We start from the raw sequence: 14,769 nt of genomic DNA on the forward strand, positions 1-14,769 counted from the left end.
ATCTAGTCCTCATCCAGAATGGCTGAGACCTTGAAGCGACCAGATTCGCTGTCAGCGGCTCCGGAAAGAGCCTGGGCTTGAGTGAGCGATGGCTTCACAACATCTTCACGGAAAACATTGGCCATAGGAATGGGGTGGCTGGTGGCGACAATTTCATCACTCACGGCAGCCTTGACAGTGGCAACCGATTCCACGATCAAAGCCAGCTGACTGGCAAATTGGGCCACCTCAGCCTCGCTTACCTCAATGCGGGCAAGGCCGGCTAGGTGCCTAACTAGCTCAGGGGTGATCTCAGACATGGAAACCTTCGGTTTAGAGAAACTGTGGATTGGAGGGGTTTTGGCCCCAGCTGGCCCATTCTAGCAACAAAGAAATTGCTTGATTCTGGGGCAAAAAACCCTACTAAAGTAGGTATCTAGGTAGTAAACCCCTATCCCCCTATAAAAAGGTCAATACCCGTGGATAATTCAGAATTTCAGCTCGTCTTTAGAGGCTACGACAAAGGCGAGGTAGACGCAGCTATCTCCGCAATGCGAGAAGAGCTCGATCACGTTCGCGACTACAACTACAAAGCCGCCAGCGAGGTTGAGTTTCTCAAATCTGAGATCGCAAGCCTAAAGCAGCGACTAAAGCGTGATGCCGGTACTGGCTACGCAGAACTTGGTGCTCAGTTCGAGCAGACCCTGCGCGTTGCTGAAGAGCAGGCTAGAAAACTTATGACCGACGCCGGTCAAGACGCACTTCGCGTTCGCGAGACTGCAAAGGCCGAAGCTGAGCAACTGACTCGTAAAGCCGAAGCTGCCGTTCAGAAACTTCTTTCAGATGCGGAATCAAAAGCTAAAGAGATTCGTCTTGATGCAGAGCGAACCAGAGCAGAGATCTTGGCGCAGGCCAAGACTCAGGAAGCAGAAGCTACCGAAAAGATTGTTCACGCTCAGCGCGAAGCATCAGCTATTCGCTCAGAGGGTGAAAGATACGCTGCAGAGCTTCGTGCCTCTGTTCACCGCGAGACTGAAGAAGCGCGTGCTCTAGCTACCGAACTTTCTCAGCGCACAGCACAGTCCCGCGTCGAACTCGAAGCAGAGCTTAAGGCTAAGCGCGACGAGGGTGAGCAGGAAGCTCTAAGAATATACGAATCTGCCGTCAAGCAGGCTCAGCAGGCAACTGAAGATGCCAACAAGGCAGTTGCGGAAGCATCAAGACTTGCTGCCGAACTTAACTCGGAAGCCGAAAGAAATCTTCGCGATGCCAAGGTCACCGCAGCGAATTTGACCGAGGACGCTCAGCGAAACGCTGGAAACTTGATCAACCAGTCACGTCGTCGTGCCGAACTTCTTGCTCGCAAGGCAGAAGCATTTGCAAACGCGGTAATCGTGGATGGACAAGATCGACTAAATCGCTGGGAGTCAGAGGCCAACGAAATTGAAGATTTCCTAAACACCTTGAAGTCCTTGATGTCTACTGAGTCCATGGTGGCAGCCGACGAAACTCTAGCTCAGACCCAGCTCGAGGGATCTTCGCCTTCAATCACCGATGGCTTCGAGACCAATGTTGACTACTCTGAGCCTCGCGCTGAGTCCTACGATGCAATCGAAGTTGAGTCCTACGAGGACAAGAAATACTAGTTCGCTAGCCTCTTAGCAAACTCAGCTTCATCAATCACTTCTACGCCAAGCGCTTCTGCCTTGACTAATTTGGACCCGGCAGCCGCGCCCGCAACAACAAAAGCGGTGTTTTTAGAAACCGAAGAAGCTGCTTTGCCGCCGCGAGAAATTATGGCTTCTTCCGCCTGCTCGCGAGTAAGGTCTACAAGAGTTCCGGTCACGACAATGCTCATTCCTTGGAACGCACCTGTTCCGGAAGCGGAAATGTCCTGAATGAAGTTGACCCCAGCTTTTTTCCAGGCTTGGACAATGTCTTTGTGCCAATCCAGTGAAATCCACTCTTTGATGGTTGCTGCAACTACCGCACCGACTCCATCCACTCTCGCAAGCTCCTGCTCGGAGGCCGCGAAGATTTTCTCAATTGACCCAAAGGAATTCATGAGCGATCTTGCTGCTACTGGACCCACGTGTCGAATGGATAACGAAACTAGCACCCGCCATGCAGGTTGAGATTTGGCTTTTTCTAGTTCCTCTAGAAGTTTGGTTGCAACTGTTGCCGGTGAGCCATCTTTTTTCCTGAAGTATTCAACTACCTTTTGCTTGCCATCGGAATCTAGCTTGACTGCGCCAGTATCGGCATCAACTACCTGCGACTTGATTAGGAGTAAGTCCTCAAGCTTGAGAGTGAAAAGGTCCGCTTCAGATTTGACCGGAGGAACCTTCGGCTCGAGAGGCTGAGTTAGTGCGACTGCCGTGACAAATCCCAATGCTTCGATATCCAGCGCAGAACGAGACCCGATGTAGGCAATTCGCTCGCGTAGTTGCGCCGGGCAAGATTTGGCATTTAGGCATCGAAGGTCAACATCACCATCTTGGGCTGGAGCCAGTTTTGAGCCACAGTCTGGGCAGTTTTTTGGCATGGCGAACTTTTTCTCAGAGCCATCCCGAAGAGCTACCACCGGGCCCAAAATCTCAGGGATTACATCCCCGGCTTTTCTAAGCACCACGGTGTCTCCGATGAGAATTCCCTTGACGGCAACGACCTCTTGATTGTGCAGGGTGGCGAATTCAACTTCACTTCCGGCCACACGAATCGGCTCTAAAACCGCATACGGGGTTGCTCGGCCAGTTCTACCGATAGAAACTTTGATGTCAAGTAGCTTCGTGTTGACCTGTTCTGGCGGATACTTGTAGGCAATTGCCCACCTCGGTGCACGAGAAGTGAACCCGAGTACTTGCTGTCTAGATAATTCGTCAACTTTGACAACAACACCATCTATTTCATGCTCGAGGGTGTGGCGTTTGGCCTCAAAGTCAGCAATGTACTTCTTTACTTGGGCAGCGTTATCCAACACCTGATACCTGCTGGAGGTGGGAAGTCCCCAATCCTTTAGATGTGCATAGAGCTCAGATTGACTTACAACTCTCTTATCGATCCAAGCGCCGATACCGTGAACGATCATCTGCAGAGGTCTTGAAGCTGTGACGCTGGAATCTTTCTGGCGTAGTGAACCAGAGGCAGAATTCCTGGGGTTAGCAAAGGGGGCTTTGCCTGCGTCAATGAGTGACTGATTGAGCTTGGCAAAATCAGCTAGAGAGTAAAAGACCTCGCCACGGATCTCGACTACATCCGGGTGGTTTTTCCCTGAGAGAGTGTGAGGGATTCCCTTCACGGTCATCACATTTCGTGTGACATCCTCGCCAACGGAGCCGTCGCCCCTGGTTGCTGCAGATTCGAGTTTACCTTTTTCGTACCGCAAGTTGATTGCCAGACCGTCAATTTTTAGCTCACACAAGAAAGGACCGCCACCAGTTTTCTCAAGCCAGCTATCTAACTCCTCGCTCGAGAACACATTGTCTAAGCTCATCATGCGCTCAAGGTGCTCAACCGGAGAAAAGGTTTGGCTGGCTTCTCCCCCGACAGTTTGCGTAGGTGAATCACCCGTTATTAGCTCTGGATACTTTGATTCGAGCGCTTCGAGCTCGCGCATCAACTTGTCGTAATCGGCGTCCGAAATCAAAGAGGTGTTTGATTGGTAATAGGCAGCGCGGTGTTTGTTGATCGTATCTACCAGTTCGGCAACTCGTTCAACTATCTTCTTGTCCAAGCTCACACCTGCTCTAAAACTGCGGAGACTGTTTTGTCGATTGTGGTTTGGCCAAGCACTCTAGAGCCCAAGTAAATAACTGCTGTTTGGCCAGGAGAGATTCCGCGAATGGGAACGTTTGGCCGAATCACCATTTGGCCAGCTATCACTCGAAGTTTGCAAGGGTGCGATTCGCCGTGAGCGCGTACTTGAACTTCGGCTTCAAACCAATCACTTGAATTATCTGGCGCCTTGCCACACCAAGAGAATTTTTCACCCGAGAGCTCAGAGATTGTCAGTGCATCTTCTGGACCAACGACCACGACATTTTCTTTTGGCCTAATCTCAAGCACATACCTGGGCTGGCGATCTTTGGCAGGACGGCCAATCTTGAGACCCTTACGCTGTCCCACCGTATATCCGAGGGCTCCATCGTGCTTGCCAAGTTCTGCTCCACTGCTATCAACAATTGATCCGGGTGTTAGCTCGATCTTGTCCGACAGCCAATCTCTGGTGTCCCCTTCTGGGATAAAGCAGATGTCGTAGCTGTCGGGTTTGTTTGCAACTGCAAGCTCTCGATCCTTAGCTTCTTTGCGGATGTCTTCCTTGTTGGCAGCTTTGCCAATTGGAAAGTATGAATGCTTGAGTTGATCTTCAGTCAAAACCCCCAACACATAGGACTGATCCTTGGCCATGGCAAGCGACCGATGAAGTTCCAAGTTTCCCTCAGCGTCTTTTTCGACGCTGGCGTAATGCCCGGTGCAAAGTGCATCAAAACCTAGAGCAACGGCTTTTTCGAGAAGGGCTGCGAATTTGATGCGCTCGTTGCATCTCATGCAGGGATTTGGAGTTCTTCCAGCTGAATATTCCGCGATGAAATCATCCACCACGTCTTGCTTGAAGCGCTCCGAGAAGTCCCACACGTAAAAGGGAATTCCAATTTTGTTGGCAGCCCGCTGAGCGTCCATAGAATCCTCAACCGTGCAGCAGCCCCTGGAACCAGTTCGCAAAGTTCCGGGCATTCGTGACAGGGCAAGGTGGACTCCAACCACTTCGTGGCCGGCCTCAACAGCGCGAGCAGCAGCTACCGCTGAATCAACCCCACCACTCATTGCCGCCAGAATCTTCATCGCCTAGTCAACCCTGCCTTCTTGGCTCCTTCGTAAGCTTTTGGAAAAGCATCAAGGAATGCGTCAACGTCAGCATCAGACGAGTTGTGGCCAAAGGTGATTCTCATTGTGCCCATCGCCTCATCTGAACCGGCTCCAAGGGAAAGCACAACGTGCGAGGGGCTACTCACACCTGCTGCGCAAGCCGAGCCCGTTGAAACAGAAACTCCATTTACATCTAATAGAAAAAGCAAGCTATCCCCCAGACACCCGGGGAATCTAAAGTGAACGTTGTTTGTAAGTCTTGGAGCGTGCTCGGAAGATACCTTTACATCCGGTGCCACTTCCCGAACTCCAGCAACTAATCTTGCCGAAAGCTTCGCGTGCAGGAGTTCTACCTGAGCCTGTTCAGCTACGGCTTCTTTGACTGCAAGGGCCATGGCTGATGCGGCAGCTGCATCCGGTGTTCCAGATCTCAAGTTTCTTTCCTGGCCGCCGCCGTGAGACACGGGAGTTATCTTTTCGGACCTAGCAAGAATAAGTGCTCCGACTCCAACTGGGGAACCCACTTTATGGCCAGTGATAGTCATGGCCGACAAACCAGAAGCTGCAAAGTTCACTGGAATGTGACCAAGAGCTGCGATAGCGTCGGAGTGCACCGGTATTGCATATTTCCGTGCTAGCGCAGTGATTTTTTGAATTGGGTGAACTACACCAATTTCGTTGTTGGCCCACATTAATGAGACAAGGGCGATCTGATCAGATCGCTTTTCCAACACATCAGCAAGCTCTGCTAGATCAAGAACGCCGTCATCGTTCATTGAAACAAAATGTGCCTCAGCGCCCTGCTCGGCAACTAGCCAATTCACGGAGTCAAGCACGGCAGCATGCTCCGCACTGGAAGTTACAATTAGGGTTCGATTGCGATCTTGCGCATGACGTTGCCAATAAAGACCCTTAACGGCAAGGTTGTCTGATTCAGTTCCACCGGAAGTAAAGATGACCTCATTGCGATCACAACCGATACTTGCGGCGATTGTCTCCCTAGCTTCTTCCAACATTTGCCTTGAGCTTTGACCGAAAGAATGCACCGAGGCTGGGTTTCCAACCTGCTCTAGGGCCTTGGAGTAGTGAGCCAAGACACTTGGCCGAATCGGCGAAGTAGCGGCGTGATCCAAGTAAACAAGCATGTAGTTAAGCCTAGTTTGCTCTACCCACACCAAAAACTGCTTTACTCGGGCCATACATGGGCAATTTTGGCCTCTACTCCGGCCAGGTCAACTACTTCTGGCTCGTTGCTAGAAAAGCAGCAAACTTAGGGCTTTTCGAGCAGCCACCACATCAGGGTTGTCGTTTCCGGCAACCATGAACATCTCAACTAAGCGAAGCCTGATTGGCTCGCGCGCGTCCTTAGCCGTTTTTTCAAATAGAGCCAACAAAAGACTAAATCCCTCAGCCGAATTGCCAGTTGCTATCAGAGCATCGGCTTTTTCAAGAATTGACTCATCAGTTGTTGCATCAGAATCGATAATCACTGAGAGATCTTTACCTTCGAGGCGAAGTAGTAATTTCACCTGGGCAAGTCCAGCATCGGCTAGGGCATCGTTCGGATTTTCTAAAAGTGCCTTCTCGTAGAGAGCTAGCGCGCCTTTGTAGTCTCCAGAATCGATCGCCGCGTAGGCTGCGCTAAGAGTTGGGCTAAGTTCTGGTTCTTTTTCAATCTCTTTGACAACGGCTTTTCCGGTGAGTCCGTTTTCTTTGGCCACAGCAAGAACTTTTGTAATTACCAACTGGATTTGCTCCATGGGCTGATTGCCGACAAACAACGGTGCCGGCTGACCCTTCAACAAGCCGTAAGCGCTCGGGATCTGGTTGAGCTCAAATGCCTGCACTAACTCAGGAGAAGCGGCCGCATCGACAACCAAGGCAATCATGGCACCGGCTGTTTTTTGAACCAACGCGGTCACGGATTTTTCTAGCGCTTCTGAGGCTGGATCGGAGGCTTGAACAAAAAGCATCAAAATTGGAATCTTCTCCGACAGGGGTAAGTAATCCCTGATCGATGCTGCGTCCACGCGCATTACTAAAGCTGGAACGTTTATTGCTTCAGAATTTGCTTTTGGGCTGCCAAATTCGATGGTCATCTATAGACCTCGAATACTCAGCAGTGACTGAGTGGCACCCAGCAAAGTAATCTTGCCCTCTGCAGTAGCAGCAGGAACGTAGAACAGCAGCATGCCTGCGTACTGAGTCCTAACTCCCTTGGCACTTCCTTCGGCTCCAAGAAGCAGCTTTTCATTTCCTGAAACAGTTACTGCAGCGTTGTCACGGGTAGGGCGAATTAGGTAATTGTCGGTCATCATTACAGCAACCAATGCGCCCGAGTCAGATGTCGAAAGCGAAATGATGTTCTCGTTTCCGAGTTCGTGCGTGAAGGTGATCTCAGCTCTGCGCAGCTTTTCGATCTGCTCCTTCTGGCTGGTTGAGATCTGGTTGTAGTACTCGTCCTCGGCTAGATCGAAAAGGGTATAAAACAGGCTAGTTGGGCCATTATCGATAACATCACCGAATGCAGTTGGTAGCTGATTAGGCGAGATTTTCAAGAACAGAGAGTCTGTAGCTACCGGAATGGCTCCAATCTCAGGTGCTGCAACCGCTGGAATTTCAGATCCCGGTAGCAGCGGAATGTTGTACCAGAGCTTGTAGCTCTCACGCGGTGATGCCTGCTGCAAAACCAGCAGCTGAGGAAGCTCTCCGGAGCCATCACCCTCGGTGACGATCATGAACGATCTTGGCCAGCTGTTTGTACTGGCGGGTAAGGTAATCGAAATTGCCGATCCTGAAATTGGAGGCAGCGGCTGGATCTCGCGAGATTTGGTCATCAGCAGGTAGTGCGCTTGTCTAAAAAGTAGAGCAGGTCCTGCAACTCTTGGTTCGAGCAAGCTCGAATCTCCCGACTCATCTGCTACAGCCACTACCTCTTGGAGCTGACGAAGAATATTCCTAACCTGCGTGATATTTACAACCGGAGGAATTGTTTCAACAGCTGCCTCGGTTTCAGATGCGCTAGGAGTTGGGGTTGCAACTGGAGCCGTGGCTACAGAACACCCAGACAGAGCGAATGTCAAAGCAATACCAATTGGCACTAGTGCGATCTTTGACCGAGCGGCTCTTCTTCCGCGTTTAGGCACTTCGAAGTTTGACTTCCTTGGTCGGTACTTAGGTCCCTGAGGAGCCTTTGGTAGCTTTCGTCTTGGACCTCTATTGATCAGCATCTTTCGAAGTGCCAACAGGTTCAACAAAATTGCTGCTATCAAGAAGCCAAAACCAACACCGAGGAAAACATCCGAGACAACTGTCGAGTTTTCAATCGGCCAGGCCACCCGGACTCTAGTTGGGGCCGGCTCAAAGCCATCACTTGCAACTATGACTGCGTTGTTGCCACCAGCTGGAATTGCCAGTTCAGCAAATCCTTCTCCGAGGCTCTGGTTAATCCAAAGGTCAGAACCACTGGGGGTTGCTAGCTCTGTGGTGCCTGCCACGTCGCGAACTCCTATGGCTGTTCCATCGTCGGAGGTGACGGCTTCGGAGTGCAGAGATTGTCCAACCCAGGCCAGCACATCAGCTTCTCGACCGTAGGCAACCAAGACCTCGCCGTCGCCGATGCCGCCAACAACTGGATCGCCGGGCATTAGAGCTAGCTCCTCAGCTGGAATCACCAGGTAGGGCTCATTGCCTGAAACCGAGAGGTTTACCGAGAAGTTATCCGGTGGCGCCCAGATTGTCCGTTGGGCCAAACCGAGCAAAAGTAGCGAAATAGCGAGGATAAACAGCAGTGCGGCAAGCAAAAAGCGCATGATTATCCATTCCAGCTAAACTTGGGTATCTGGCCTAAGGGCCAAAGCCCATTCTACCGAAACCGTGCTGGAGGCCCGATTTGTCAGGCGATGCGACCTCGTTCCCAACTGCGATGCGCGGCTACTCAAAATCAGCCGTCGACGACGCATTTTTGGACCTCAATCGCGACGTACTGCGTCTATCGACCCAGAATGCCCAACTAGCCGATGAGCTCAGGCAAGCCAAAGCCCAAATCGAGGAACTGAGCGCAAAGTTAGAAGAGGTCCAGTCACCTACCTACGCCGGACTTGGAAATCAAGCTGCCATTATTCTCGCCTCTGCCGAAGATCAGGCAACAAGATTGCTGGCTCATGCGGAAAGTGAAAAAAGCCGGGTTCTTGGAAGCATCAACGAGGAAGTTGAATCCAAAAAGAACGAGGCAAAGGATTACTATGAATCCCTGGTTGCTGAGGCTGATCGAAGAGTTGAGCGCCTAATCAACTCCGCCAAGGGCGAGGCTAATGAAATTCTTGATAAAGCCCAAAGCGAAGGCAAGCGTCTTATTGAAGAGGCGACCAGAGAATCTGGCTCGATTCGAGGCGCAATTGCCACCGAGGTGGCAAAGCTTCGAGCAGACACCAAGCGCCAAACCGAAAACCTGAAGGCAATGGTTGAGCGCAACTTGGCAGAAAAGAAGCTAATGCTTCAAAAGGAAATGATTCGAGAAATTGATACTGAAAAAGCTGCCTTGATCATCGGTGACCAAGCTCGAATCGATCTAGAGCTGGAACTTACCGCTCGAAGATCTGAAGCTGAAGCGGACTATCTGCGTAAACACCAGGAAGCCGTTCACCAGACTCAGAAGTACCTTGATGATGCTAAAACTCAACTACAGGCAGCCATCACAAGAACAAATGCTGCGCAACTCGAAGCCGAGACTATTGAGTCGGCTGCGCGCTCAATAAACAAAGCAACCACCGATGCCGCCAGAGACCAAGCCGAACAAATGATTGCTATGGCCGAAGCTGAGTCGCGTCAAATTGTTGCGGATGCCAAAAACCGCGCAGCCAGAGAGCTTGATGATGCTAACTCAAAGCTTGCCAAGTTAGAGATCGAACGACGCACCGTTGGTTCATACCTTGAGCACTTAGAAAAAGTTGTTGAGGCATCAAGAAAATCACTGGAATAGAAAAGGCCGGTTTCTAAATGCCAGCTCAAGACCTCAAGGTTTCCAATCCATTCCTAATTGGATTATTTGGTGGCCTCGGCGTGCTAACCGCACTGCTTTTGGGAGGCGCCGTAGCCACACTGGCTAACGTCATCACTTACATTTTTGCTGCCATCTTCTTAGCCCTTGGTCTGGACCCGTTGGTATCAGCTCTGGGGAGATTGAATTTCCCTAGACCTCTAGCCGTACTAACTGTATTGGTTGGACTTTTGGGGCTGCTGGGGGTTTTGATCTGGACGCTGGTTCCAAGCTTGATAACCCAGAGCACTCGATTCCTCGAGACTGCCCCTGAGCTTTTGCAGGACATCACCCAGCTGCCATTAGTCATAAGACTGGATGACCAGCTAGGAGGAGCAATCGGATCGGCTCTTTTGAATGCCGGCGCTTTCCTGGCCGACTCTGCGAACTGGCCGACCATGGTCGGAGGTGTTGTTCAGGTGGGAATCAACTTGTTCAACGGAGTTTTTGGATTCATCATCGTTGTTGTGTTGACCGTATTCTTTCTGGCTTCACTTGATAGATTGAGGGATTCTTTATCCAAGCTTTTTCCAAAAAGCAAGCGAGCTCGCTACAAACTGATTTCAGACCAGGTTGCCAACTCGGTCGGCCGTTATGTGATCGGTCAAGTCTCGGTTGCTGGACTAAATGCCTTCTTTGGATTCATCGTCATGACAATCCTTGGTTTGCAGTTTGCTCTGGTGCTGGCATTTGTGGTTTTCGTTCTTGCAATCATTCCGCTGGTTGGTTCAGTAACAGGTGCAGCATTGGTGGTAATAGTTGCTCTAGCTGTGGATCCAACATCAGCAATAATTCTTGCGGTCTACTACCTGATCTACCTGCAGCTGGAGGCGTATGTAATTAGCCCAAGGGTTATGAAGGTTGCAGTATCGGTTCCTGCACCGATAATGGTTATTGCCGCCTTGTCGGGTGGAGCGTTGCTTGGAGTTCTTGGGGCGCTAGTAGCGATTCCGCTAGCTGCTTCCATAATCTTCATCGTGCGAGAGATTTTTGTCCCTCGTCAAAACAAGCGCTAGAAAGTATCCGGGAGCGGATACTTTGCCGGATTTACCGCTCGCACAATCTCGTTCAAAACTCTTTTGGTTGCAGGCTCGCCCACCCATAGGTGTTTAGCGCCATCGATTGGAATCACTTCAGCTTCGGGCAAAACAGCAAATCGTTCGAGGGCTGCAGCAGGAGCCAAGTATTCATCGTGCTCGGGAACTAAAGCGACCAACTTCTTGCCGCTACCTACCCACTTCACTAAATCCTGCTCACCAGCCCTTCGAAGCGGAGGCGAGAGTAAAATGGCGCCTTCAATCTGCTTATCAAATCCATACTTGATTGCCAGTTCAGTACCAAATGACCAGCCAACTAGCCAAATTGGTCCAAGGCCCCGTGATTTGAGAAATTCCAGGGCGGCTTCGAGATCGCGCTTTTCATCGATACCTTCGCCGAAACTGCCCTCACTGGTGCCCTGCGGGCTGGTGGTTCCTCGAGTGTTGAATCTCAGCACTGCCAGATCAGCAAGCGCCGGCAGTCGATTGGCGGCCTTACGCAGAATGTGAGAGTCCATAAACCCGCCACCGGTTGGCAGCGGATGCAAAGTCAACAGCACCGCTTTGGCCTTGTTTTGAACTGGGGTAGCAAGTTCGGCAACCAGTTTTAGATTGTCAGAGGTAATTAGGGTAAGCGGTTCCCGATTCGAGGGAAGTTCGGTGGACGAAGTGATTTCAATCAAAGCAGCGGGCCCTGAAAACTCTTCCAACAAGCGTTATGAAAGTGCCTTCTGGTATCAACGCCTCGAACCGAGTCCCAGGCAACCGTATGGCTTTGCCCCTTGGAAATACCCAGATGGCAGTTTGGGCAAACCCAACTCTTGTCATCTTCTGCTTTAGCACCGGTTGTGGTTTGCACAGAGTACTCAACGCCGCGCTTTAGCTCGGTGCGCTTGACTCCAATGCGCACTCTTTCTAAATCAAGGGGCTGAAATTCGGCGCCCCACTTGGAACCGCGGTTGCGACGAGATTTCATTAGTACCAGTTGTGCTCTTCAGAATGCGCCCAAGCGCCACAAGGGTTTTTGTATCGAGCCGCGATGTATTTCACACCCCAGCGAATCTGAGTCTGGGGATTTGTCATCCAGTCCGCACCTTCAGTTGCCATCTTTGATCCAGGCAAGGACTGAGGAATTCCATAGGCACCACTCGAAGAGTTCTTTGCGAGGTGTCGCCAGTTTGATTCTCTGTTCCATAGATTTACAAGACATGAGAACTGATCCATACCCCAGTCACGCTTAGCGATGTATTCAAGGGCGTACGCCTGAGAAGATCCTGGTGCTGGCATAGGAGCGGCCAAAATGAAATAACTCTTGGCAGCAGATCCAGAAATCATCCGGTATCCACCGCGCTCAAAGCTAACGGTGTATTCCTCAGCAAAAACAAAACTCTGATTCTTTTCATCGTCTGGGTCATAAACCTGAATTGTGGAAGCACTTGCAAGATTTCCCGAATAAGGATCCACAACGTAAACCAGGGTCAAGCTGACAACAAAAATGAAGCCCAAAACTGGAAGTGATTTGGCCTTGGTCACTCTTGGAAGATGGGGTCTGGCTAGTCCGCGCTTGGCTAGGGCTTCATCAAAGGAGAAGACAATACGCTTGGCAAGGGTTGGTTTGATGGCTTCGTACTTGCCCATAACAAAATCCTTCCCAAATAAATGACCTGCGACCTTCAACTCTACCTTGAGTGTTGCGCAAGGGCTAGGTAAGGCTAGTTAGGAAGGCCCTTCTTGGGGCAGGTGGCCAGTACTCGAGCCATGGCATCGTGCTCGGCCTGGGTCACCCAGAGCTGATACTTTGCCTTGACTGCAATCTGCCTTGCCACAAACGAGCATCTGAAGCTCTTATTTGAAGGCAGCCAACTGGCTGCATCAGAGTCACTTTTTGAACTGTTGGCCGGACCCCAGACCGCTAACAAGTTCAGCGGATCGTTGTAAAGGGCGAAGCGTTGATAGCCAGAAAGTTGCTGAGCGCCTTTTTGCCAGGCGTCACTTAGTGAAACAACGTGGTCAATTTGAACATCTAGCGAGGTTCTAACTCCCCGCTGAAAAGCGATTACCTGGCCAGTGAAAGGATCCTCTAGAATTCCATTCTCGATAATGCAGTAGGAATCGTATCTGTAGTTGTACTGAACTAGATCTCGAGCAAGAATTCTGTTTCTAACATCGCAACCGTTGTAGTAATCCCAGTCGTCAGAGAACATTTCCCGCGAGTATCCCGTTTGCGGAGCGCGGCCCTTGATAGGCATCTTGGCAAGAGCCCTTAGAGCTTCGCCCCTCTTGATTTTTGGAATTGCTTCAGTGCTCTCGGTTGGTTCAGGAGTTGGAGCTATGGATTCAGTGATACTCGGCGTTGGTGACGGTGTAGGAGATGAGTCTCCACCGGATCCAAAGAGTGCGACATAGATAAGAAAGAATATGGCGACAACGCCAAGACAGCCGTAGCTAGTCTGAGATTTCAAGTTGCAGCGCCTCAATGACCTTATCTAGAAAGCTATCAACCTGGGGCATGGAGTATCCAGATCGAGTGGCGGTGAATTGTGCTCGCCTTACTTGAGCGACTCGGACTTTGGTTCCACCGTTGAAATGGGAAACCAGCTGGTCACAAAGCTCGTCCACTTTTTTCTTGTCATACCCGCGGGCTAACCAAGATACCTTTGTGAAGCGCTTGCCCTTGTCTCGACGAAGCCTTGGAAGAACTGCTTGCTGCAACTCCTCAAATCGTTTCGCAAGTTCCGCTTCGCCAAAACGCTCGCTAAAGGCACTAACTTCGGCCCTAATGAAGTGATCCTCGAGGTTATCCAGCGCTGCATCCACCTGCGAAATCGAATACCCTCCGCTAACTAAATCCAACCGAAGGCCGCGAAGGTCGGAGGCGCGAAGCAGGATCTGATCTGGCGATTCGTACTGAGCCTTCGCCAGCTCTAGCAGTGCGTCAACTTGCTCAGGGTTGTATCCCATACCGGCTGCTTTTGTAAATCCCGGGGTCTCAACCAAAGAAGACCACCATTACCAAATAGCTCATCAAAGAAGCCGGGAGCATGGAATCTAGGCGATCCATCATTCCTCCGTGTCCAGGCAGAAGTTTTGACATGTCTTTGACTCCAAGATCGCGCTTTATAAGCGACTCGGCAAGATCTCCAAATACCGCTGCCAGAATGATTGCGGCAGCAAGGATAAGCCCAACCCACCAGGGACCATTTAGCAAAAACATCGTCAAGGTAATGGCTGTGGCTGAACCAAGAACAATTGAGGCAAGCAATCCCTCCCATGTTTTTTTGGGGCTAACTCCTGGAGCTAATTTATGTTTACCAAATACCCGACCAAACAGATATCCAGCAGAGTCAATTAGTGCGACAGTGGCCACGAAGGTTAGAACCCAATATGCGCCATCATCGGGGCGCCTTAGAAGCAGCATCGAAAAACTCAAAGAAAGAGGTAGGTAGATCACCAGGAATGCAGCTGCTCCGAAATCTCTAATCGTCCGAAGGAAGGTCTGGAAGTTTGCCTTTCGACGTTCCCAAAGTAGGTGAACTGTTCGCCAGACAATTAGCGCCGCTACGATACCCAGGCTTACTAGCCATTGCACAACTGGACCACCGTAATAGGTGGCAGGCATGATGATTGCGGATCCAACCACTGCCGGAACTCGAGGAACGTACCAGCCCTTAATTCGAAGCGCGGTCGAAAGCTCCCATGCTCCAATTGCGGTAGCGGTTACGAGGAAGAGAATGAAGAACTCTTTGTAAACCAAGAGGGAAGCTAAAAAGATTGCGGCCAACAACAAACCGACAACTATTGATTTCGAGAGCGACCTGCCCCCAGGGGCTTTTACCTCAGACAATTTAG

15 protein-coding genes are annotated in these 14,769 nt (G+C 50.8%); 3 read left to right on the forward strand and 12 right to left on the reverse strand.

Translation table 11 applies throughout. The features are described 5' to 3' along the window. Window positions 1-2: 2 nt before the first annotated feature. Window positions 3-299: an Asp-tRNA(Asn)/Glu-tRNA(Gln) amidotransferase subunit GatC gene (gene gatC, locus AC8GDC_RS04590; protein WP_506557490.1), complete on the reverse strand. Its 297-nt coding sequence runs from the start codon at window positions 297-299 to the stop codon at window positions 3-5. 159 nt (window positions 300-458) lie between these two features. Between gatC and AC8GDC_RS04595 the strand changes: the two genes are divergently transcribed. Then, window positions 459-1,625 carry a hypothetical protein gene (locus AC8GDC_RS04595; protein ID WP_506557491.1) on the forward strand — a complete coding sequence of 389 codons (1,167 nt, stop codon included), beginning with the start codon at window positions 459-461 and terminating at the stop codon, window positions 1,623-1,625. On the opposite strand, the gene ligA is transcribed toward AC8GDC_RS04595, so the two are convergent. From ligA to AC8GDC_RS04620, 5 genes are all read right to left on the reverse strand, one after another. Then, the gene (ligA, locus tag AC8GDC_RS04600; RefSeq protein ID WP_506557492.1) at window positions 1,622-3,718 is read right to left on the reverse strand and encodes an NAD-dependent DNA ligase LigA; all 2,097 of its coding nucleotides are present in this window, start codon (window positions 3,716-3,718) and stop codon (window positions 1,622-1,624) included. The two genes, AC8GDC_RS04595 and ligA, sit on opposite strands and share 4 nt — an antisense overlap. Beyond that, window positions 3,715-4,821: a tRNA 2-thiouridine(34) synthase MnmA gene (gene mnmA, locus AC8GDC_RS04605; protein ID WP_506557493.1), complete on the reverse strand. Its 1,107-nt coding sequence runs from the start codon at window positions 4,819-4,821 to the stop codon at window positions 3,715-3,717. The genes ligA and mnmA overlap by 4 nt, the downstream gene beginning before the upstream one ends. Further along, window positions 4,818-5,990 (reverse strand): cysteine desulfurase family protein, encoded by a 1,173-nt coding sequence (locus AC8GDC_RS04610; RefSeq protein WP_506557494.1) that lies wholly within the window; start codon window positions 5,988-5,990, stop codon window positions 4,818-4,820. Before AC8GDC_RS04610 ends, mnmA begins: the two co-directional genes overlap by 4 nt. Before the next feature lie 108 nt (window positions 5,991-6,098). Next, on the reverse strand, window positions 6,099-6,944 hold the full coding sequence (locus AC8GDC_RS04615; protein ID WP_506557495.1) for a tetratricopeptide repeat protein: 846 nt from the start codon (window positions 6,942-6,944) through the stop codon (window positions 6,099-6,101). Next, complete coding sequence (locus AC8GDC_RS04620; RefSeq protein ID WP_506557496.1) at window positions 6,945-8,657, reverse strand: DUF8094 domain-containing protein; 1,713 nt, start codon at window positions 8,655-8,657, stop codon at window positions 6,945-6,947. Between the two features lie 80 nt (window positions 8,658-8,737). Here AC8GDC_RS04620 and AC8GDC_RS04625 point away from each other — a divergent pair, with 80 nt between their 5' ends. Together AC8GDC_RS04625 and AC8GDC_RS04630 are read left to right on the forward strand one after the other, a co-directional pair. Beyond that, window positions 8,738-9,826, forward strand: coding sequence for a DivIVA domain-containing protein (locus AC8GDC_RS04625; protein WP_506557497.1), 1,089 nt, complete (start codon window positions 8,738-8,740; stop codon window positions 9,824-9,826). A 17-nt stretch (window positions 9,827-9,843) separates the two neighbouring features. Further along, window positions 9,844-10,899 (forward strand): AI-2E family transporter, encoded by a 1,056-nt coding sequence (locus tag AC8GDC_RS04630; protein WP_506557498.1) that lies wholly within the window; start codon window positions 9,844-9,846, stop codon window positions 10,897-10,899. Here the strand turns inward: AC8GDC_RS04630 and AC8GDC_RS04635 are convergent. The 6 genes from AC8GDC_RS04635 to AC8GDC_RS04660 form a co-directional block, all read right to left on the reverse strand. Next, on the reverse strand, window positions 10,896-11,633 hold the full coding sequence (locus AC8GDC_RS04635) for an alpha/beta hydrolase (protein WP_506557499.1): 738 nt from the start codon (window positions 11,631-11,633) through the stop codon (window positions 10,896-10,898). The two genes, AC8GDC_RS04630 and AC8GDC_RS04635, sit on opposite strands and share 4 nt — an antisense overlap. Further along, the gene (locus tag AC8GDC_RS04640; RefSeq protein ID WP_506557500.1) at window positions 11,600-11,896 is read right to left on the reverse strand and encodes an Rv1322 family protein; all 297 of its coding nucleotides are present in this window, start codon (window positions 11,894-11,896) and stop codon (window positions 11,600-11,602) included. Before AC8GDC_RS04640 ends, AC8GDC_RS04635 begins: the two co-directional genes overlap by 34 nt. Then, window positions 11,896-12,558, reverse strand: a complete 663-nt coding sequence (locus AC8GDC_RS04645; protein WP_506557501.1) for an aggregation-promoting factor C-terminal-like domain-containing protein — start codon at window positions 12,556-12,558, stop codon at window positions 11,896-11,898. The genes AC8GDC_RS04640 and AC8GDC_RS04645 overlap by 1 nt, the downstream gene beginning before the upstream one ends. A 74-nt stretch (window positions 12,559-12,632) precedes the next feature. Next, window positions 12,633-13,382 (reverse strand): HNH endonuclease family protein, encoded by a 750-nt coding sequence (locus AC8GDC_RS04650; RefSeq protein WP_506557502.1) that lies wholly within the window; start codon window positions 13,380-13,382, stop codon window positions 12,633-12,635. Then, entirely contained in the window at window positions 13,366-13,917 is a 552-nt protein-coding gene (locus AC8GDC_RS04655) for a DivIVA domain-containing protein (protein WP_506557503.1), read from the reverse strand. The genes AC8GDC_RS04650 and AC8GDC_RS04655 overlap by 17 nt, the downstream gene beginning before the upstream one ends. After that, window positions 13,910-14,764, reverse strand: coding sequence for a phosphatidate cytidylyltransferase (locus tag AC8GDC_RS04660; protein ID WP_506557504.1), 855 nt, complete (start codon window positions 14,762-14,764; stop codon window positions 13,910-13,912). The genes AC8GDC_RS04655 and AC8GDC_RS04660 overlap by 8 nt, the downstream gene beginning before the upstream one ends. Window positions 14,765-14,769: the final 5 nt, after the last annotated feature.

Origin of the sequence: Rhodoluna miladensis (SeqCode) (assembly GCF_965234705.1) — a bacterium.
Taxonomy (GTDB): Bacteria; Actinomycetota; Actinomycetes; order Actinomycetales; family Microbacteriaceae; genus Rhodoluna; species Rhodoluna miladensis.

Bases quoted from the DNA above. Each gene is read 5' to 3' on its own strand.
- gatC (WP_506557490.1), bottom strand. From the start codon at position 299: ATGTCTGAGATCACCCCTGAGCTAGTTAGGCACCTAGCCGGCCTTGCC.
- mnmA (WP_506557493.1), bottom strand. From the start codon at position 4,821: ATGAAGATTCTGGCGGCAATGAGTGGTGGGGTTGATTCAGCGGTAGCT.
- AC8GDC_RS04610 (WP_506557494.1), bottom strand. From the start codon at position 5,990: ATGCTTGTTTACTTGGATCACGCCGCTACTTCGCCGATTCGGCCAAGT.
- AC8GDC_RS04615 (WP_506557495.1), bottom strand. From the start codon at position 6,944: ATGACCATCGAATTTGGCAGCCCAAAAGCAAATTCTGAAGCAATAAAC.
- AC8GDC_RS04620 (WP_506557496.1), bottom strand. From the start codon at position 8,657: ATGCGCTTTTTGCTTGCCGCACTGCTGTTTATCCTCGCTATTTCGCTA.
- AC8GDC_RS04630 (WP_506557498.1), top strand. From the start codon at position 9,844: ATGCCAGCTCAAGACCTCAAGGTTTCCAATCCATTCCTAATTGGATTA.
- AC8GDC_RS04640 (WP_506557500.1), bottom strand. From the start codon at position 11,896: ATGAAATCTCGTCGCAACCGCGGTTCCAAGTGGGGCGCCGAATTTCAG.
- AC8GDC_RS04645 (WP_506557501.1), bottom strand. From the start codon at position 12,558: ATGGGCAAGTACGAAGCCATCAAACCAACCCTTGCCAAGCGTATTGTC.